This is a genomic window from Bacteroides gallinaceum, from assembly GCF_030373775.1.
Classification (GTDB): domain Bacteria; phylum Bacteroidota; class Bacteroidia; order Bacteroidales; family Bacteroidaceae; genus Phocaeicola; species Phocaeicola excrementipullorum.
Genome location: NZ_JAUDEN010000041.1, coordinates 1 through 17,632 on the forward strand (window position 1 = coordinate 1; position 17,632 = coordinate 17,632).

16 protein-coding genes and 1 tRNA gene are annotated in these 17,632 nt (G+C 43.2%); 10 read left to right on the plus strand and 7 right to left on the minus strand.

Going from position 1 to position 17,632, the window contains the following annotated elements; translation table 11 throughout:
- Positions 1–794: 794 nt before the first annotated feature.
- Positions 795–867, plus strand: a tRNA-Pro gene (locus tag QUW60_RS14105).
- On the opposite strand, the gene QUW60_RS14110 is transcribed toward QUW60_RS14105, so the two are convergent.
- Positions 821–2,398 carry a recombinase family protein gene (locus tag QUW60_RS14110; RefSeq protein ID WP_289561272.1) on the minus strand — a complete coding sequence of 526 codons (1,578 nt, stop codon included), beginning with the start codon at positions 2,396–2,398 and terminating at the stop codon, positions 821–823. The two genes, QUW60_RS14105 and QUW60_RS14110, sit on opposite strands and share 47 nt — an antisense overlap.
- Positions 2,399–2,785: 387 nt before the next feature.
- Positions 2,786–3,406, minus strand: a complete 621-nt coding sequence (locus tag QUW60_RS14115) for a recombinase family protein (RefSeq protein ID WP_289561256.1) — start codon at positions 3,404–3,406, stop codon at positions 2,786–2,788.
- 148 nt (positions 3,407–3,554) lie between these two features.
- On the opposite strand from QUW60_RS14115, the gene QUW60_RS14120 reads away from it, so the two are divergent.
- A complete protein-coding gene (locus QUW60_RS14120) occupies positions 3,555–3,869 on the plus strand; it encodes a helix-turn-helix domain-containing protein (protein ID WP_289561258.1) in 315 nt (104 codons plus the stop codon).
- Positions 3,870–4,024: 155 nt separating this feature from the next.
- On the opposite strand, the gene QUW60_RS14125 is transcribed toward QUW60_RS14120, so the two are convergent.
- The 4 genes from QUW60_RS14125 to QUW60_RS14140 form a co-directional block, all read right to left on the minus strand.
- Positions 4,025–4,351 carry a zinc-ribbon domain-containing protein gene (locus tag QUW60_RS14125; RefSeq protein WP_289561260.1) on the minus strand — a complete coding sequence of 109 codons (327 nt, stop codon included), beginning with the start codon at positions 4,349–4,351 and terminating at the stop codon, positions 4,025–4,027.
- 7 nt (positions 4,352–4,358) lie between these two features.
- Positions 4,359–4,913 (minus strand): zinc ribbon domain-containing protein, encoded by a 555-nt coding sequence (locus QUW60_RS14130; protein ID WP_258337172.1) that lies wholly within the window; start codon positions 4,911–4,913, stop codon positions 4,359–4,361.
- A 553-nt stretch (positions 4,914–5,466) separates the two neighbouring features.
- A complete protein-coding gene (locus QUW60_RS14135) occupies positions 5,467–6,354 on the minus strand; it encodes a hypothetical protein (RefSeq protein WP_289561262.1) in 888 nt (295 codons plus the stop codon).
- Positions 6,338–6,532: a hypothetical protein gene (locus QUW60_RS14140; protein ID WP_289561264.1), complete on the minus strand. Its 195-nt coding sequence runs from the start codon at positions 6,530–6,532 to the stop codon at positions 6,338–6,340. Before QUW60_RS14140 ends, QUW60_RS14135 begins: the two co-directional genes overlap by 17 nt.
- Before the next feature lie 481 nt (positions 6,533–7,013).
- Between QUW60_RS14140 and rimP the strand changes: the two genes are divergently transcribed.
- The 8 genes from rimP (at position 7,014) to QUW60_RS14180 (ending at position 17,225) form a co-directional block, all read left to right on the plus strand.
- Entirely contained in the window at positions 7,014–7,481 is a 468-nt protein-coding gene (gene rimP / locus QUW60_RS14145; RefSeq protein ID WP_258339300.1) for a ribosome assembly cofactor RimP, read from the plus strand.
- A 2-nt stretch (positions 7,482–7,483) separates the two neighbouring features.
- A complete protein-coding gene (gene nusA / locus QUW60_RS14150; protein ID WP_258339299.1) occupies positions 7,484–8,743 on the plus strand; it encodes a transcription termination factor NusA in 1,260 nt (419 codons plus the stop codon).
- Between the two features lie 96 nt (positions 8,744–8,839).
- Complete coding sequence (infB, locus tag QUW60_RS14155; protein ID WP_258339298.1) at positions 8,840–11,755, plus strand: translation initiation factor IF-2; 2,916 nt, start codon at positions 8,840–8,842, stop codon at positions 11,753–11,755.
- 58 nt (positions 11,756–11,813) lie between these two features.
- Positions 11,814–12,383, plus strand: coding sequence for a CvpA family protein (locus QUW60_RS14160; RefSeq protein WP_353479602.1), 570 nt, complete (start codon positions 11,814–11,816; stop codon positions 12,381–12,383).
- Between the two features lie 10 nt (positions 12,384–12,393).
- Positions 12,394–13,845: a Fe-S cluster assembly protein SufB gene (sufB, locus tag QUW60_RS14165; protein ID WP_258339296.1), complete on the plus strand. Its 1,452-nt coding sequence runs from the start codon at positions 12,394–12,396 to the stop codon at positions 13,843–13,845.
- A gap of 36 nt (positions 13,846–13,881) precedes the next feature.
- Positions 13,882–14,634: a Fe-S cluster assembly ATPase SufC gene (sufC, locus tag QUW60_RS14170; protein ID WP_258339295.1), complete on the plus strand. Its 753-nt coding sequence runs from the start codon at positions 13,882–13,884 to the stop codon at positions 14,632–14,634.
- 2 nt (positions 14,635–14,636) lie between these two features.
- The gene (sufD, locus tag QUW60_RS14175) at positions 14,637–15,980 is read left to right on the plus strand and encodes a Fe-S cluster assembly protein SufD (protein WP_258339294.1); all 1,344 of its coding nucleotides are present in this window, start codon (positions 14,637–14,639) and stop codon (positions 15,978–15,980) included.
- A gap of 27 nt (positions 15,981–16,007) precedes the next feature.
- Positions 16,008–17,225: a cysteine desulfurase gene (locus QUW60_RS14180; protein ID WP_289561268.1), complete on the plus strand. Its 1,218-nt coding sequence runs from the start codon at positions 16,008–16,010 to the stop codon at positions 17,223–17,225.
- A gap of 16 nt (positions 17,226–17,241) precedes the next feature.
- On the opposite strand, the gene QUW60_RS14185 is transcribed toward QUW60_RS14180, so the two are convergent.
- Positions 17,242–17,592, minus strand: coding sequence for a hypothetical protein (locus QUW60_RS14185; RefSeq protein ID WP_289561270.1), 351 nt, complete (start codon positions 17,590–17,592; stop codon positions 17,242–17,244).
- Positions 17,593–17,632 lie beyond the last annotated feature (40 nt).

Sequence of the window (17,632 nt, forward strand, 5' to 3'; positions counted from 1 at the left end):
TTTCAATTGCGCTGCAAAGATAGTTGAAATAAATTAATGGACAAATTTTTGAGGCAAAAAAGAACATGATTTTTTTGTGCCGCTCGAATCCGCAGGTGTCTTTTTGTTTTCGGAAGAGATGTTTTATTTGCATTCTGTAGTTCTGAGGCGGATTTTTCTGATAGGGCACTCTCTGTGAAATGACAGGGCAGCTTTCTTTTCTTAAGGAAAGCAAAACGCTTGCCCCTTTCAAAGGGCTTCTGGAGGGGGTGTGTCTGAAAATCCGGTTGGAATCGTCAGGTTTTTTCGCTGAAAATGTCCCGACATTTTGTGAAGTGTGTTGGGATATTTGCTGGAAGATGATAGGTTGTTGCGGTAAAAGTGTCCCGTTGTCTTTGAGAAAGGGCTTTGAAAACGCTGTTCTTTCTCCAGATTGCAGAATCCGGATGGATATGCGGATAAAGCAGAAGGAAAGTGAAAGGCGCAGTTGCGTGACAGGGGAAGGGCATAAGCTGTCTGCCGGAGGATTGGTGAAAGCAAAGTTGCCGATTTGCCGGCATACTGAAAATGTGTCGACGGTTCTCCTTGTGGTTTCTCGTGCCGGGCCTTCTGCCGGGAGCGTATATCCTGCTCCTGCAGGCCGGGAGTGTCATTGTGTCAAAATGTTATTTGCAGCCTGCTGTTCGGTTTCAGTTTCCGGAGCGGGTGGCGTCCGTATAGGGGTTATAAAGTTTTTTGAAAAAAGTTGCGGAAAAGTTTGGGCGGATGAAAAAAAGTGCATACCTTTGCAACCGCAATCAGAAAGGAATTGCTTTCGGAATGTAGCGCAGTTGGTAGCGCACTACGTTCGGGACGTAGGGGTCGGGCGTTCGAGTCGCCTCATTCCGACAGAAGGCGACAAGCAGTGAAAATTGCTTGTCGCTTTTGTTTTATCTTCTTTGTAACTTGCTGATATTCTACGGAATATTTTAAATACTTCATTCTCGTTATCTGTTCGATAATCGTCAACTTCTTTATCAAACAAAACACCAGTCGGGAACATCAATTTCTGCAAACTTTGGCGACCTTCAAAACTGCCATTACTCCATAAATCTCCTAATTTACAAGATATTGCAATAGCCTCATCTACAAATTTAGCCATGTTCGATAAATTTTGGCTTGCTTCTTCCAGCCCTTTCTTTATTTCCGCTATTTCTGTGTTCAAATGCTTATATGTGGCCTGATATACCTCATTACTTATTTCTCCCAATCCATAGCGAACTTGAAGTTTTGCTAGTTTATCCCTACACTCCGTTTGGCGTTTTAAAAGCATCCTGCGAATCTCCGTTTTCATATCATTATGTTCCTTAAATACCTTTTCAAAGACCCTTGTAAGCGCAGGAATTAGTTCCTGCGGTATCTGATAGCAGTTCAACAATCTAACATACTTACTATGCATTTTATCGGTACTATGATTGCTTCTGCACCCTTTCTTGTTACACTTATAGTAATTACGTCCTCTCGCTTTAACCGTATAGCCCGTTAAATAACCGCCACAATCGGAACAAATAACGTGACGCTTCAATGGAAACTCATTAGTAACTTCCCTATGCTCATATCCAGCATTTGAAAGCCCATTGACCTTATTAAAAGTAGCCTCATCTATCAAAGGTTCATGCTTACCTTTTATTATTTCATCCCCTAAAAGATTGTGTTTGATATACCCACAATAGAAAATGTTTTGAAGAATCTTGTTTAGGTGCTTGCGGTCAACATTCAATCCCAACCCCTTCAACCTATCTACAATAGCTATATCTCCTAGCCCCTCGTTTGCTTTCCATATAAAAGCATTCTTTAACTTTCTACCATCCTCATTGACGGTAATGATATGCTCACGACCTACCTTTTTTCGGTCATAGCCCAATGGAACATGACCAAACCAATAACCTCTCTTTAGACACTCCGTCATACCCATTACGCATTTATCCCTTCGCAAATTATTTTCAAACTGATTAAATAGGAACAGCATATCTTCCATAAATGTCCCAACTGCAGTATCGGGGTCTGTTGCCTGTGTTGCGGAAACAACATATATACCTTTGGATTTCAAATAAGCCTTAGTTGTAATAGCATCATTTCCAGCCCGACTGAAACGGTCAAATGAATATACCAAGATAATATTGATTTCTTTATCTTTTGCGACCTCTGCAATCATTTGACGGTACATCTGACCTTCTGTCTTAGCACTTTCATGCGTTCCACCAAACTCCTTTTTAATTATTATTCCATTACGTTCTGCGTACTCTCTACAAATACGTTGCTGATTCTCTAAGCTGCAATTATTTCTTTCCTGCTTCTCCGTACTGACACGTGTCCATAACGCGGCCACCTTTCTTTCCAATCTCGAAAACTCTGTAATTTTCACCTTATTTTTTTTCATAACACTAGATTTTAATTATTTACTATTATTATATATGATTGTACCTATTGAATACATAAATTCCAGCACTTGTTTTTGTTCTTCTTGACTTGTTATGCCTAATTGATTGAATACCTGCTCATAAGATTTTAATTCATCCTCACTAAACATTCAACATTATATTTTATCTGTGTCTCACTAGACACTTATATTTGGTATTTGATAGCCTATCAACAACAGTAAACCGATAATCGGCAAATACCTGACTGTTGTCTTTCGTGTTTGCTATAAACCTACTTTCTCAAAGGACGGCTATATTTTATCTTGTTGTTTAAAGCTTATTTCTGTTTTTCAAAATGTCAAAGAACGTCTGAATCAAATATACCAAAAAGAAAATTAAAAACCAAATTAGATGAGGCTCTTGCACTTCCGTATAGTATTGATAGACGTTCCTGTTAGCTTAGAAATATTACGTAATGAATACCCTTTTCTGAGCAGCTTAATTTCCTCAACATATTGTGTTTTCATTGCTTCTTCTGCTTTCTTATAGCCAGTTTTTCGACCAACCCGTCCACCTTTAGCACGATAGTTATTATAACCGCTTTCAATGCGTTCCCGTATGGTCTTACGTTCCATACGTGCGACTTCTGCTAGTATGGTAATCAAAAATTGGCTCATAGCATTAACTTTGCCATCTTGGGTCAGTGTCTCGATATTATAATTTTGAATATAAAGACTAATGCCCTTACTATTCAGTGTCTCGATAACCTCTAGTACCTGTAAGGTGTCGCGTCCCAACCGAGATAGTTCCGTAACCAACACCTTATTAATATGTTTTGCTTCAACAAAGTTTATCATATTCATAAGTTCAGTACGTTCAGTATTTGCCTTTGCTCCTGAAATTTTTTCGGTAAATGTAGCTTCCACATTCCAGCCGTTAGTGTTTGCCAAGGTTGTTAATTCATTGACTTGCCTATCGTACTCCTGAAGGCTTGTTGACACTCGTGCGAAAATTACCGTCTTTACCATAATTGTTTTAAATATCAATTTATTGTATTGCAAATATACATATAATATAATTGACCTGCAAATCTAAGTTGATTAAAAAATCAATTAATATCATCAATTTTGATATTTAGAACAAATAGACTAACTTTACCACGATAAAAAGAAGTATATGGAAAGAATATTAGCTGAAAACGTAAAACGACTATGCAAAGAACAAGGTAAGCAGTTAAAGGACCTTGCAGCAAGCATGGGAGTTGACCCTGCATCTTTGACCCGTACAATGTACGGAAATGCCCGTCTAGACACTGTCGAGAAAATTGCAGCCGCCCTAGGAGTATCTATCCAAAGTCTGTTTGAACAAGCAGATGATGAAAAGGTGGAAGGTTATATTAAGATAAAGGGAAAAATCTATCAATTCTACAGTATCAAAGAGTTGAAAACAATTCTGATTAACAACATCTCACAGAATCAACTAATCCTCTAAATACATATAAATAAAATCTACGAAAGCCATCTAAATACTTGATTATATAACAAGCATAAAAGAGCTTTATCAGTTCCTAATTATAGCAACGATAAAGCTCTTTTATTTCAAATTAAGATTATCCCAATCTATAAATAAACTCATTTTTACTCACATCAGAACCAATACAACTCGTCAAAATAAAAAGCATCAGAAAACTCTATTACTAACGAGAATATAGATAAAGCAATTTGCACCCACCCGTGTAAATCTTCCTTTTTTATTACATTAACAACACCTAAAATAAATCCCGTCAACCCGAAAATTAATGGAAATATAAAAAAAGAAGAAAAAGAAAACACATAGCCAAGTTTTACTGCAAATCCATTTGAATTACCTACTATCTGCTGTTTATTATCAGCAATAGGAGCACCACAATGAGGGCAATTAGTCGCTTTATCTGAAATTTGTTGCCCGCAATCTTTACAATAGATTAAAGCCATTCCCTAATTACAATATATACATTTGCAAAATGGCTATAATAAAACCAACAATACTTATCAGTAATGCACTTTTTGCTTTTGACGGATACTCATTCTTTTTCACGAAGAAATAAATAAAACCAACTAAAGGTATTAAAAAGCATAAAATCCACATTCCAATACCCAACTTATCCTTTTTCATCAAATGTCCAGTACTATTATACAACTCGTAATAGAAGTAAGAGAATGCAGAATAATATAATTTACATGTATAGTTCTCCTGAGATTCAATTGGAAGTTTTATATGAAATGTCATGCCATTACAACGTAATGCAATATCCATAAAAGAAGATTGAATAGGAATATCTAATTCAAAACCATCATTATAAGAATATAATCCCAAAGACTTCCCATTAACAACAACCTCCATAGATGTCTTTGTCACAGCATATTTCCCTTTCCAAACAAGTTTAAGTATTGCTTCTTTGTTTTCTGTCGAGGAAAGAGGAGCACCACAATTCGGACAATTAGCAGCCTTATCTGAAACGCTCTGTCCACATTCATTACATTGAATTAAAGCCATAATAAAATAACTCTCACTCAGACCCAAAGTGTAAATATAAAAAATGGAACAATAGGCATAAAAGAAAAGTGTGAGTCTGTTAACTCTCATCCTAATGATAGGCTCTCGACTGCCCGTAAAGTAGACAAGAAAACAGCTCACACCTTTGGCTGTATATGTAATGAATACATATATACGAAACCAAAGGAAAACCGTCTTTGCTCTTCCAACTTTACAGATGAGGTGTCGAGATTCATCATTATGGAACAAAGCTAAACGCTTCCCTAAATATGTCTGCTATTATTTTTTATAGTAGCACAGCAAAGATAGTAAGAATTTAGCAATTACGGTTTGTTGTGAGCTGTTATTTATCACAAAGTTACACTATTTCTCAATAATAGTTCAAATATAGTTGATTCTAAGTAATCTTTTAGATTAGAATGATACAAATAAACGTATCAATATCGTCATTTTATTGATTATATTGATACGTTTTTAATTTGACACAGAAAATTATAATAATCAATAGCTTATATCAAAATTCTATATATTGAGAAAGGGGGTTGTTATAACCCTATGAAGCACGACCTAACAACTGCTCCCACATTATATCCTGTTTGCCAGCCTTAAAACGAATAACACTATTCAGATGATAAAAGAACATTTCTTCTAGCAAGGTTTCATCAATCATATAATAGTTAAAATACAAGCCACGACTATCCAAATAGTCTTTGATTTCAGCGTTATTTAGATGAACTTCTGTTCTATATAATCTATTAGGATTTTCATAGTAGTCTAAAATATAACTTTTACCAGAACTATTCCTTATTTCAGCCAATTTGTCGTAAACGGTAACCGTAATGCCACGAGTCTTATCTTTCATGGCGTTACGCTGTTTAACATTTACGGTCATATACTTATCTTTATTGAGACTCCCACTGCTTGTATAAGTGATTTCGGGACGGTCTTCATCACGGTCTTTGATTTTTGTACCATTCAAAACCGTTATAATGGATTTGTCCCTTATATGTTGCCGCAATAATTTACTGACATTAAAAGGTGTGTCAAGACACAAATCCAATGTCGTAATATTATGCGGTTCCAGCCCCAACTTTGTAGCAATAAAGCCTAAATTGTATTGGTCATTAGTATAAAGACTCTTATTGTTGAGGCTAATCCAAGCCTTTGGATTGCCGTTATCGTGTAAGTTATTCGGGTTTGCCATTTTACTAAGATTAAACTTTAACTGCCCGAATTCAACTTCATTGTCTCCATCTTTATATATAATGGTGTAAACGTTATCGTAGTATCTACCTTCCACTCGAATTAATTGAAATTCGTAAAGGTCATAAATGTCACCATATTCAAATTCACTTATCCTATCATAATGGTAACGGTCTGCGACCTCAAAACACACTGTTAAGGCATCTATTATTATTCTTCTCTTACATACTCGTTTCATTCTTTAATTGGTTTTCACTCTTGTTATTTTCAGATGGTTTATTGGGAATTGTTGCCCAATACGCCCGCATACTATCACTGATAGCTTGCTTATGAGTTTCGCTCATAGAACGTCCTCTTAAACTTTGGCTAATACGATGTTTAGTCACATCGTTCAACTGTCTAAATTGTCTTTTCATAATTACCCTTTTATATATAAATATTAAGTAAAGTCAGAAAAGCAGGTATAGTAACACATTTTTCTTATAATCTATAGCTTGGTAAAAATATGGAAAACTGTTTTTTGTCTTTACCTACTAAAAAAGTATATAGTTCGTACGAGATACATACGTCAACAGCCCTCAGGAAGGGCTGTTATGCAGGATTTGCTTATTTTGTTTTTACCTACCGTGTTATTTCAATATGAAAATAACCAATAAAATCGTGTATTTTTCGCAAATCTTCTATAAATTTGTTCGATAATTTGTAAGGGCTTTCGACAGAAGCGAAGATTGGTTTACTCCGGTCTTCGTTTTTTGTTTGTTTCTGCTTCGTTCTCCTTTATCACATGAAAATTGTCCTAATATTTTGCAGTGCAGCATATTATTTGTATCTTTGCCGCGAATGGATGAATGGTGGAGGGGCGATGAAGCTCCTTTTTTTATTCTTAAAAATTGATTCATGATAGACAAAAACGTTGTAGCCCGTATTGTAAATGAATGGCTGGAAGATAAGGACTATTTTCTGGTTGACCTGACGATTAGTCCGGATGACAAGATTCTGGTTGAAATAGACCATGCGGATGGAGTGTGGATTGACGATTGCGTGGAACTTAGCCGCTATATCGAGTCGAAGCTGGACCGTGATGAAGAAGATTATGAACTGGAAGTGGGATCTGCCGGAATCGGACAGCCGTTCAAGGTGCTCAGGCAGTATCAGGTTCACGTCGGAAACGATGTGGAAGTGATGGATAATAACGGCAAGAAATGGGTCGGTACGCTGGCTGACGCAAACGAGGACAATTTTACGATAACGATGGAAGTGAAAGTCCGTCTTGAAGGAGCCAAGCGTCCCAAGCTGGTTGAACAGAATGTGACTTTTGCTTACGATGAAATAAAATACACCAAATACTTAATAAGCTTTAAATAATTATGGCCAAAAAAGAAGAAACAGTCAGCTTGGTTGATACGTTTTCGGAATTCAAGGAATTGAAGAATATTGACCGCACTACGCTGGTCAGCGTGCTGGAGGAATCTTTCCGCAGCGTAATCGCGAAAATGTTTGGAACGGATGAAAATTACGATGTAATCGTTAATCCGGATAAGGGTGACTTTGAGATTTGGAGAAACCGGGAGGTAGTGGCAGACGATGAGCTTACGAATCCGAACATGCAGATATCCTTGTCCGAAGCCCGCAAAATCGACGCGTCGTATGAAGTGGGAGAAGAGGTGACCGACGAGGTTATCTTCGAGAAGTTTGGCCGCCGCGCCATCCTGAACCTTCGCCAGACGCTGGCCTCTAAAGTTCTTGAACTCGAGAAAGACAGCCTGTATAACAAGTATATCGATAAAGTCGGCACAATCGTGAGCGCAGAAGTTTACCAGATATGGAAAAAGGAGATTCTGCTGCTCGATGATGAAGGAAACGAACTGCTTCTTCCGAAGCTGGAGCAAATACCGAGCGACTTCTACCGCAAGGGCGAAACGGTGCGTGCGGTAGTGGCGCGCGTCGACAACAAGAACAACAATCCGAAGATTATATTGAGCCGCACTTCTCCGGTGTTCTTGCAGCGTCTGTTTGAACAGGAAGTTCCGGAAATCAACGACGGACTGATCACGATCAAGAAGATTGCCCGCATTCCGGGCGAAAGGGCCAAGATTGCGGTGGAGTCCTACGATGAACGCATCGATCCTGTAGGTGCCTGCGTCGGAGTGAAGGGATCGCGTATCCACGGGATTGTGCGTGAGCTCCGCAATGAGAACATTGACGTCATCAATTACACTTCGAACATCCAGCTGTTCATCCAGCGCGCGCTGAGTCCGGCAAAGGTTTCTTCCATCGTGATGCATGAAGAAGACAGAAAGGCTGAAGTTTACCTGAAGCCCGAGGAAGTTTCTCTGGCAATCGGAAAGAACGGATTGAACATCAAGCTTGCCAGTATGCTGACGGAATACACGATCGACGTTTATCGTGAGCTGGATGAAGAAGCTGCCGCCGATGAGGATATTTATCTTGACGAGTTTAAGGATGAAATAGACGAGTGGGTGATCAATGCCATCAAGGGCATCGGACTGGAAACCGCCAAGAGCGTGCTGAATGCTCCGAGGGAAATGCTGATTGAACAGGCCGACCTGGAAGAGAATACGGTGGATGATGTGTTGAAAATTTTAAAGGCGGAGTTCGAGAAATAAAGCAGCTGTCTGTAGGATGCAGAATAGCCTGCCTTCCTTTGGAACTTGCTGTGTGACTGAAATGAAATTTTCGAACTCTATTAAAAAATGACTTTTATGATAAGATTGAATAAAGTAACAAGAGATTTAAATGTGGGCATTGCCACGGTGGTTGATTTCTTGCAGAAGAAAGGATACACTGTAGAAGCCAATCCGAACACAAAAATAACAGACGAACAGTATGCTGTGCTCGTGAAGGAGTTCAGCAAGGATAAGGATTTGAAAATAGAGTCTGAAAAGTTCATTCAGGAACGGCAAAACAAGGATCGCAATAAAGCGTCTGTTTCTATTGATGATATTCAGCCTAAAAACGGCAAGAATGAAGTGATAAGTACGGTTGTCCCTGAAGAAATCCGTCCGAAGGTGAAGACAGTGGGAAGAATTGATTTGGATGAGATCGGCAGGAAGCAGGCAAAGGCCGTTCCGGCAGACAAGGCGCCGGACAATGCGCCGGAGAAAATGGCGGCCGACAACGAAAGAAGTGCAGCGGTTGAAGCGGATTCTGAAAAGGAAAATGAAAAACAGTTGCCTCAAGAAGATAAGAAGGAAGATTTGAAACAGCCGGAAATGCAGGCTGAAGATATGAAGACAGATTTGATGGAAGAACAGAAAAAAACGACAGAAGAAGTGCAGTCTGAAACGACAGAGAAAAAAAGCGGAGAGATTTTCAAGATTCGCCCCACCGAATTTAAATCGAAAATCAATGTCGTGGGACAGATTGATCTGGCTGCTTTGAATCAGTCTACTCGCCCCAAAAAGAAGTCTAAAGAAGAAAAGAGGAAAGAACGGGAGGAGAAGGACAAACAGCGTTTGGAGCAGCGCAAACAGATGAAGGACGCCATTATCAAGGAAATACGCAAAGGGGATGACCGGACCGACAAGTTCGGATCTGACGATAATGCGTCGAGAAAGAAAAAGCGTAACCGCATCAACAAGGAGCGCGTGGATATCAATAATGTGCCTGCCGGAAATGTGGGTGTGCAGCCGCGCAATGAAAAATCTGCGAAAAACGCTGCTCAGGGCGGAAAGCATAACAAGGACAAGTTCAAGAAGCCTGTCATCAAGCAGGAAGTGAGCGACGAGGATGTGGCAAAGCAGGTGAAAGAAACGCTTGCGCGTCTGACAAACAAGGGAAAGAACAAGGCGGCCAAGTACCGCAAGGAAAAGCGTGAAACCTTGCAGACCCGGCAGATGGAGCAGGAAGAGCTGGAACAGGAAGAAAGCAAGGTGTTGAAGCTTACGGAATTCGTTACGGCAAACGAGCTGGCAAACATGATGAATGTTTCGGTCACTCAGGTCATCTCTACCTGTATGAGTGTGGGCATCATGGTGTCTATCAACCAGCGTCTTGATGCTGAAACAATCAATCTTGTGGCCGAAGAATTCGGATTCAAGACCGAATATATCAGCGCTGATGTGGCGCAAGCCGTTGAAGAGGAAGCTGACGCCGAAGAGGATCTGGTTCCGCGTCCGCCTATCGTTACGGTGATGGGACATGTTGACCATGGCAAGACTTCGCTGCTCGACTATATCCGCAAGGCCAATGTTATTGCCGGTGAGGCGGGCGGAATCACCCAGCACATCGGTGCATATAATGTGCAGCTCGAAGACGGACGTCACATTACGTTCCTTGATACGCCGGGTCATGAGGCTTTTACGGCCATGCGTGCCCGTGGCGCCAAGGTTACGGATGTGGTTATCATCATCGTGGCTGCCGACGACAATGTGATGCCGCAAACCAAAGAAGCCATCAATCATGCGATGGCGGCAGGTGTTCCGATCGTGTTTGCCATCAACAAGATTGACAAGCCGAATGCCAATCCGGACAAAATCAAGGAGGAACTTGCCAATATGAACTTTCTGGTTGAAGAATGGGGCGGCAAATACCAGTCGCAGGATATTTCAGCCAAGAAAGGGATCGGCGTGAAAGAACTGCTTGAAAAGGTGCTTCTGGAAGCTGAGATGCTTGAACTGAAAGCCAACCCTAACCGTAAGGCTACGGGGTCTATCATAGAATCGTCGCTTGACAAGGGACGCGGATATGTGGCTACAGTGCTCGTTTCTAACGGAACATTGCATGTCGGTGATATCGTTCTGGCCGGAACGTCATACGGAAAGGTGAAGGCGATGTTTAATGAACGGAATCAGCGCATGAAGCAAGCCGGTCCGTCTGAACCGGTGCTGATTCTGGGACTGAACGGAGCTCCGGCGGCGGGTGATACCTTCCATGTGTTTGAAACCGAACAGGAAGCGCGTGAAATTGCAAACAAGCGCGAACAGTTGCAGCGTGAACAGGGACTGCGTACTCAGAAAATGCTTACGCTTGATGAGGTGGGACGCCGTTTGGCTTTGGGCGACTTCCATGAACTGAATGTCATTGTGAAAGGTGACGTTGACGGATCGGTTGAGGCTCTTAGCGATTCGCTGATCAAGTTGTCTACCGAGCAGATTCAGGTGAATGTGATACATAAGGGGGTAGGCCAGATTTCCGAGTCGGATGTTTCGCTGGCTGCCGCTTCGAATGCTATTATCGTAGGATTCCAAGTTCGTCCTTCCAGCAACGCGGCTAAGCTGGCTGAGCAGGAAGGTGTAGATATCCGCAAATATTCCATCATTTATGATGCGATAGAGGAAGTGAAGTCTGCAATGGAAGGAATGCTGGCTCCTACGGTTAAGGAACAGGTTACTGCAACGGTTGAAGTCCGCGAAGTGTTCAACATCAGCAAGGTCGGTATGGTTGCCGGTGCGATGGTGAAGACAGGAAAGGTGAAACGTACGGACAAGGCTCGGCTGATTCGCGATGGCATCGTGGTTTATACGGGTTCGATCAATGCGCTTAAACGTTTCAAGGATGACGTGAAGGAGGTCGGCACGAACTTTGAGTGCGGTATCAGCCTGACCAACTGCAATGATTTGAAGGTGGGCGATGTGATTGAAACGTATGAAGAAGTTGAAGTAAAACAAACTTTGTAAATAATTATAGACAGATTATTGGCAGATAAGGGCAGATTACATTGACTCCACTGACAACTTGCAAGAGGTTCCGTGTGGTCTGTGTAGTCTGCGCTTTTGTTTTTGGCATATGGAGGCGCTTGATTGGATTATTGCCGTTTTTCTGGGCATAGGCTTTGTGATGGGATTCATGAAAGGTTTCTTCAGACAGCTTGCTTCTCTGGTTGGCCTTATAGCCGGCCTGCTTATAGCCCGTGCCCTTTTTGTAACTGTAGGCGAGCAGCTTGCCGAGGCAGTGGGAAGTTCGGTTACTTTTGCTCAGATCTTGTCTTTCTTCTTGATTTGGATACTGGTTCCGTTTGCTCTTTCCATTCTCGCTTCACTCCTCACCAGGATGTTTGACGCCATCAGTTTAGGCTTTGTAAACCGTCTGTCTGGCGCATTTATGGGACTGGTCAAATACGCTTTTTTCATCAGCCTGGCAATCCATTTCATTGAGTTTGCCGACTCTAAAGATTTTTTAATTCATGAAACAGCAAAGCAGCGTTCTTTGTTGTATTATCCGATAGCTTCTTTTTCTGATGTTTTTTATCCTGTGGTGAAAGAAGCGGTGAAGGATTTAATTGAAACAACAGATATTAATATATAGAAAAAAGAATATGCAAATAGAATCCAATAAATATGTGAAGGAACTGACGCAGGAGAAGTATAAGTACGGTTTCACTACGGATGTTCACACGGATATCATCGAGAAAGGACTGAATGAAGACGTTGTCCGTTTGATATCTTCTAAGAAGGGCGAGCCCGACTGGTTGCTGGATTTCCGTCTGAAGGCTTTCCGTTACTGGCAGACGCTTGAAATGCCGACATGGGCGCATCTGACAATTCCGGAGATCGATTATCAGGCTATTTCCTATTACGCTGATCCTACGAAGAAGAAAGAAGGGCCGAAGTCGGTGGATGACATTGACCCTGAGCTGTTGAAGACGTTTGACAAACTGGGAATACCGCTTGAAGAGCGTCTGGCCTTGAGCGGTATGGCCGTAGATGCTGTGATGGACTCCGTTTCCGTAAAGACTACTTTCAAGGAAACCTTGATGGAGAAAGGCATCATCTTCTGTTCCATCAGCGAGGCTGTGCGTGAACATCCGGATCTGGTGAAAAAATACTTGGGTTCCGTTGTCGGTTATCGTGACAATTTCTTTGCTGCGCTGAACTCGGCGGTTTTCAGCGACGGATCGTTCGTGTATATTCCGAAAGGGGTTCGTTGTCCGATGGAGTTGTCGACCTATTTCAGAATCAATGCGGCAAATACCGGGCAGTTTGAACGGACTTTGATTATTGCAGACGATGACAGCTATGTGTCTTATCTGGAAGGGTGTACGGCTCCAATGCGTGACGAGAACCAGCTTCATGCAGCTATTGTTGAGATTGTGGTTCTTGATCATGCGGAAGTAAAGTATTCAACTGTTCAGAACTGGTATCCGGGCGATGCCGAAGGAAAAGGCGGCGTTTATAATTTCGTGACGAAGCGAGGCAACTGCAAGGGTGTCGGAAGCAAGCTTTCGTGGACGCAGGTTGAAACCGGATCGGCCATCACGTGGAAATATCCAAGCTGTATATTGAGCGGGGATGATTCGACCGCCGAGTTTTATTCTGTCGCAGTGACCAACAATTTCCAGCAGGCTGATACGGGCACGAAAATGATTCATCTCGGGAAAAACACTCGCTCTACGATTGTGAGCAAAGGCATCAGTGCAGGAAGAAGCCAGAATTCTTACCGAGGGCTGGTGAGGGTTTCTGAAAGGGCGGACAATGCCCGCAACTATAGCCAGTGTGATTCTTTGCTGTTGGGCAGCCTGTGCGGAGCACATACTTTCCCTTATATGGATATCCATAATGAAACAGCAGTGGTTGAACACGAGGCTACAACTTCCAAAATATCCGAGGACCAGATTTTTTACTGTAACCAGCGGGGCATTCCTACAGAAGATGCCGTTGGCTTGATCGTGAACGGCTATGCCAAGGAGGTGCTTAACAAGCTGCCGATGGAGTTTGCCGTGGAGGCTCAGAAGCTTTTGTCGGTTTCGCTAGAGGGAAGTGTGGGATGATTGAGTTATTAATTATAAATTGTTCATTTTTTTGAGATGTTAGAAATTAAAGATTTACATGCCAGCATCAATGGCAAAGAGATATTGAAGGGTATCAATCTGACTGTAAAGTCGGGTGAAGTGCATGCCATAATGGGGCCGAACGGCTCGGGAAAAAGTACGTTGAGCAATGTGCTTGTCGGACATCCGGCTTATGAAGTGACAAAGGGAAGTGTTTCTTTTGATGGAAAAGACTTGCTGGCCATGTCGCCTGCAGACAGAAGTCACGAGGGGCTTTTCCTTTCTTTCCAGTATCCGGTGGAAATTCCCGGAGTGAGCATGGTGAACTTTATGCGTACGGCTGTGAATGAGCAGCGCAAGTATCGGGGACTGCCGGCATTGACGGCCAGCGAATTCTTGAAGCTTATGCGCCAGAAGCGCGAGATTGTAGAACTTGACAGCAAGCTTGCCAACCGCTCGGTGAATGAAGGATTCTCGGGGGGAGAAAAGAAGCGTAACGAAATCTTCCAGATGGCTATGCTTGAACCTAAGCTGAGCATCCTTGACGAAACGGATTCCGGACTTGACATTGATGCGCTCCGCATTGTGGCTGAGGGGGTAAACAAGCTGAAAACCCCGGAAACAAGCTGCATTGTCATCACGCATTACCAGCGTTTGCTTGATTACATCAAGCCCGATATCGTGCATGTGCTGTATAAGGGACGCATTGTGAAAACGGCCGGACCGGAACTGGCACTGGAACTGGAAGAAAAGGGTTACGATTGGATAAAAAAAGAATTGGGAGAATGAATATGGCAGCCGAACAACAATACATCGACCTGTTTACACAATATGAGGCTTTGATTTGCCAGCAGAGTGCCGACATTCTGAATGCTCCCAGAGCAAAGGCTTTTGCTGACTTCGAAAGACAGGGCTTCCCGACCCGTAAGCAGGAGAAATATAAATATACGGATGTCGGCAAGTTTTTTGAGCCTGATTACGGCTTGAATCTGAACCGGCTTGAGTTTCCTGTCAATCCGTATGAGGTGTTCAAGTGCGATGTGCCCAATATGAGTACATCACTCTATTTTGTAGTGAATGATTCGTTTGACAAGCATGTGCACCCTTCGGCCCAATTGCCCGAGGGGGTGATTGTGGGAAGTCTGAAGGATATGGCGGAGGCTCATCCTGAGCTGGTGAAAGGATATTATGGCAAGCTTGCCGATACGTCGAAAGATGCTGTTACGGCTTTCAACACGATGTTTGCCCAAGACGGCGTACTTGTTTACATTCCTAAGCATACGGTGGTTGAGCGTCCGATTCAGTTGGTCAATATTCTGCGAGCCGACGTCAACTTTATGGTGAACCGCCGTATCCTGATTGTGCTGGAGGCCGGAGCTCAGGCCAAGATGCTTGTCTGCGACCATGCAATGGATGAGGTTAATTTTCTGTCCACACAGGTTGTGGAAGTGTTTGCAGGTGAAGGAGCTGTTTTTGACTTCTACGAACTGGAGGAAACGCACAACAGCACCGTACGTTTCAGCAACCTTTATGTCAGACAGGAGGCAGGAAGCAATGTGCTGTTGAATGGAATGACCTTGCATAACGGAACGACACGGAATACGACAGAGGTGCAGCTGGCAGGAAGAGGTGCGGAGGTGTGTCTGTGCGGAATGGCCATTGCCGACAAGAACGAGCAGGTGGACAACAATACATTCATCGATCATCAGGTGCCCGACTGTACGAGCAACGAGTTGTTTAAATACGTGCTTGACGATCAGGCGGTGGGCGCTTTTGCAGGCAAAGTGCTTGTGCGCGAGGGAGCACAGCATACCAATTCGCAGCAGACAAACCGCAACTTGTGTGCCACCCGGGAGTCGCGCATGTACACGCAGCCTCAGTTGGAGATTTATGCTGACGACGTGAAGTGTTCGCATGGAGCGACGGTAGGACAGCTGGATGAAAATGCACTGTTTTATATGCAGCAGCGGGGTGTCAGCCTGAAAGAGGCGCGCTTGCTGCTGATGTTCGCTTTTGTCAATGAAGTGGTGGATCATATCCGGATGGATGCGCTGAAGGACAGGCTTCATTTGCTTGTCGAGAAACGATTCAGGGGTGAGCTGAACAAGTGTAAAGGGTGTGCGATCTGTAAGTGATTCCAAATAAAAAGAAGGGTTCCGACTATGTATGATATAAATGAAGTGAGGAATGATTTCCCGATTTTATCTCGCACGGTCTACGGCAAGCCGTTGGTGTATTTTGACAATGGCGCAACTACGCAGAAACCGCGCTGTGTGGTCGAATCAATTGTAAATGAATATTATTCGGTGAATGCCAATGTGCATCGAGGCGTGCATTTTCTGTCCCAGCAGGCAACAGAGCTTCATGAGGCGTCACGGGAAACGGTGCGCAGGTTCATCAATGCGCGCAGCATCTCGGAAATCGTGTTTACGCGGGGAACGACAGAAAGCATCAATCTGGTGGCCTCGTCGTTTGTGGGCAGTCAGATGAAAGCGGGCGATGAAGTGATTGTTTCGGTTATGGAACATCACAGCAATATTGTGCCGTGGCAGCTCCAGGCGGAGCGTTCGGGCATTTCGCTGAAGGTTATTCCGATGAACGACCGGGGAGAGCTTCTGCTGGATGAGTATGAACGGCTGTTTTCTGAACGGACCAGAATGGTGTCGGTGACACATGTTTCCAATGTGCTGGGGACAATAAATCCGGTCAGGAAGATCATTGATGTGGCTCATGCGCATGGCGTGCCGGTCTTGATTGACGGTGCGCAGAGCATCCCGCATATGCCCGTCGACGTGCAGGAGCTGGACGCGGATTTTTATGTGTTTAGCGGGCACAAGGTTTACGGTCCCACAGGAATAGGTGTCCTGTATGGCAAGGAGGACTGGCTTGACAGGCTTCCTCCTTACCAGGGTGGAGGAGAGATGATCCAGAACGTAAGCTTTGAGAAAACTACCTTTAACGAGCTTCCATTTAAGTTCGAGGCGGGCACACCCGACTATATCGGGTCAACTGCACTGGCTAAGGCCATAGATTATGTTTCTGCGATCGGCATGGATCAGATTGCGTCTTATGAGCACGAACTGACAGTTTATGCTATGAGCCGTTTGAAGGAGATTCCTGGAATGCGCATTCTGGGAGAGGCTGACCATAAAAGTGGAGTGATTTCTTTCCTTGTGGGCAATATTCACCATTTTGATATGGGTACTTTGCTCGACCGTTTGGGAATTGCTGTGCGGACTGGCCATCACTGCGCCGAACCTTTGATGCGCCGGATGGGAGTTGAAGGTACTGTGCGTGCTTCCTTGGGCTTGTACAATACAAAAGAAGAAGTTGATGCATTGGTTGCCGGTGTAGAGAGGGTGAGCCGGATGTTTGATTGATGGCGCTGCTTTAACGTCAAACGGCCTGCATCTGGTTTGCAGACTGAAGCAGGCCAATTCTCCTCCTTTGCTTCTTTAAGTTTGGCATTCGGGAAAAAGCTTCCTGCAGAAAAATCTGCATCTCTGGACTGGAGATATATGTCTTTAGTCTGGCGATAAACTTTTCTGCGGGAAGCTTCGTTTCCAAATGGGGTTTAAATCTTAGATCCTGAACGACCGTGTTCTGTATATTTGTCCGGTCGTCAGCCTGAATTTGCGGTGAAAGTCGTTTCAGGTGTCTGTTTTTTTCTTTTTCCCTCATGTCTTCTTTCGGCCTTGTATTATATATAATGTATAGGCCTTTCCTTCTCCTTGATCCGTCTTTCATTTTTTTTCGTCCTCATTCCGCTGTATTCCAGCCGGTTGCG